Source organism: Gordonibacter pamelaeae 7-10-1-b, from assembly GCF_000210055.1.
GTDB classification, from domain to species: domain Bacteria; phylum Actinomycetota; class Coriobacteriia; order Coriobacteriales; family Eggerthellaceae; genus Gordonibacter; species Gordonibacter pamelaeae.
Genome location: NC_021021.1, coordinates 1,505,950 through 1,508,466 on the forward strand (window position 1 = coordinate 1,505,950; position 2,517 = coordinate 1,508,466).

The 2,517-nt window shown below is 70.4% G+C and carries 3 protein-coding genes; 1 reads left to right on the top strand and 2 read right to left on the bottom strand.

The features are described from left to right. Together GPA_RS19000 and GPA_RS06955 are read right to left on the bottom strand one after the other, a co-directional pair. On the bottom strand, positions 1-546 hold a 546-nt coding region (locus GPA_RS19000), incomplete at its 3' end, for a hypothetical protein (RefSeq protein ID WP_049784050.1). Then, positions 530-1,261, bottom strand: coding sequence for a hypothetical protein (locus GPA_RS06955; protein WP_167536611.1), 732 nt, complete (start codon positions 1,259-1,261; stop codon positions 530-532). The genes GPA_RS19000 and GPA_RS06955, both read right to left, overlap by 17 nt. A 188-nt stretch (positions 1,262-1,449) precedes the next feature. Between GPA_RS06955 and GPA_RS06960 the strand changes: the two genes are divergently transcribed. Next, the gene (locus GPA_RS06960; protein WP_231847596.1) at positions 1,450-2,280 is read left to right on the top strand and encodes an ATPase, T2SS/T4P/T4SS family; all 831 of its coding nucleotides are present in this window, start codon (positions 1,450-1,452) and stop codon (positions 2,278-2,280) included. Positions 2,281-2,517 lie beyond the last annotated feature (237 nt).

A 2,517-nucleotide genomic window follows, 5' to 3' on the forward strand; every position in this document is an offset into this window, starting at 1 on the left:
CACGCTCTTCTCGTCGACGGCCTGGCCGCCCGCCCGCCTGGCGGAAAGGTCGAGCCACGCCTTGGCCTTGAAGGGGATCAGCCCCTCGACCGACAGGACGGCCACGCCGCCGGCCGACGCTCTGTTCTCGACGAGCAGCCGGTAGTACTCATCGTCGAGCAGGATCGCCGAAAGGTTCGACACCTCGTCGTCGATGTGGATCGGCATGAGGCCGGACTCCGCGTCGCGCAGGCCGACGTCGGTGCGCGCGAACAGCTCCAGCATGGCGGGGAAGGCCGGGTCCTCCGGCTTGGAGAACCGGTAGAACTGCGGCTTTCTGCTGCTCTTCTGCCTGTTCTCGTACCCGCCCTCCTTGACGAAATCCCAGAAGACCTGGCCGAACTCAGGCGTCAGTGCCTCCACCAAAAGGACCAGGTCGAGGTCCTTGGTGGCCCTGAAGTCCTGCCCGGCCTCGCCGAACAGCAGGTCGCAGGCGCCGCCGCCGATCAGGACGTACTCGCCATCGTGGCCCGCGAAGCGCTCCTTGAACTTATCGATTCCCCTCATGATCGCCTCCAAGCACCCGGGTCAAAACGCTCTCGATTTCGCCCGCGACGCGCGGGTCGTCCCTCTCGTCGGCGGGAAGGGACAGGATGGCCGAAAGCGGGTCGACCGCGCATCCCGGCGCCGGCACGGGCTCGTAGCGCAGCACCTGCACCACGCACGCGGGATCCTCTGGCTCGTCGAGACCGGCGTCGCGCGCGTCGGCCGCCAGCTCCAGAGTGCGCTCCTGCGCTTTGGTCGCGGCGAAAGTCGGCCAGGGGTCGTCCTGCAGCATCGAGAGCTCGCACAGCGCCGAGATCCCGCCAAGGGGAAGCTCCGCATCGGGCACGCGGCCCAGGCGGTGCTCCCTCGCGACCGGGCTCGACATGCGCGGCTCCAAGCGACGCCACATCGCCATCTTGTCCCTGCCGGGGCGCAGCACCCGCCGCCGCCCCTCGGCGGCGACGATCGAGGGGTCGGCGGCCGCGAGCTCGTCGAATGCGCGAGAGGCGGTCATCTTCGCCGCGCCGAGGAGGCCTGCCGCCTGGGTGACGCTGGCGCCGTCGAGGTCGCCGTAGAACACCATGAGCGCGAGGCGCTGCGCCTGGGGCGAGAACGTGCCAACGTCTGTCTGCCGCCTGTCGCGCGCGTGGCTCCTTCCGCTGCTCAGCGCGATTCCCAGGAACGGCAGGTACACCTGCTTGTCCGGGGCGATGAAGGGCAGGCCCGCCTCGAGCATCCGCCCGACCCTGTAGCCCGTGGCGCCCTCGAGGGCGAAGGACACAGGGGTCCCCAGGGCCGCCTCCAGGGCGTCGCGGTGCTTCGCCATGGTCTTCACCGTCGGGCTTTCGACGGGGGAGGCCACGGCGAACGGCACGCCGAAGGCGGTCCACCGCTCCAGGGAGTACAGCGCGCGCCACGTTCGTCGTGCCGCCGCTCGCCCCCGACGGCCCGGCGCTCAACCTGCGCATGTTCAAGGAGGACCTGATGGGAATGGGCGACCTGGAGCGCGCAGGAGCGCTCACGCCCGCCATGTCCGACTTCCTCCGCTCGGCCGTTGCGGCGCGCTGCCCCATCGTTATCTCGGGCGGCACCGGCTCGGGCAAGACCACGCTTCTGAACGCGTTGTCGGAGTTCATCCCCGCGGGCGAGCGCGTGATCACGCTGGAGGACACGCCCGAGCTGCGCCTTCGCACGCCGCACACCGAGCGCATGCAGACGCGCGAGGCGAACGTGGAGGGCGAGGGCGCGGTGGGCATGCGCGAGCTGGTGGCCATCGCACTCAGGCGCCGCCCCGACCGCATCATCGTGGGCGAGTGCCGGGGCGCGGAGGCCTACGACATGCTGCAGGCCATGCAGACCGACCACCCCGGCTCCATGACCACCGTGCATGCGAACGACCCTGGCAACGCCATCAGCCGCCTGCGCACCATGGTGGGCTATGCCGACGGCGACTTGAACCGCGAGGTGATCATGCAGCAGATAGCCGAGTCGCTCTCCGGCGGGCTCATCGTGCACGTCGAGCGGCTGCAGGACGGGAACCGCCGGGTCACGAGCATCGTGGCCGTCGACCCGCTGCCCGAGGGCGGCGCGGTCATCCCGCGCGCGGAGCTGTTCGCCTACGACGTGGCCGGAGTGGACGACCACGGCTGGGTGGTGGGCGCCTGGCGGGCATGCGGCATCCAGCCCCAGCATATCAAGGAGCGCATGGTGGCCGCGGGCGTCTGGTACGACCCCGCATGGTTCTTCGCGGAGTAGCGGCCCCGGTTTGCCGAAGGCCCGCGCGGCAAGCCGGGCGAGGGTGCCGGATCGCCCTGCCGCTCTGGGCGGCTGGTGGTCGGCAAGGCTGTTTTGGACGAGGGAGGAAACGATGGTCTACCTGGTTGCATCGACCGCCATCGTGGCGGTATGCGCCGTCCTGGCGGCGAGGGTGATCGGCTGCGTGAGGGAGGAACGGCTCGCGCAGCGGGCCTGGGCTGCGCCAGCGGTCTCGGG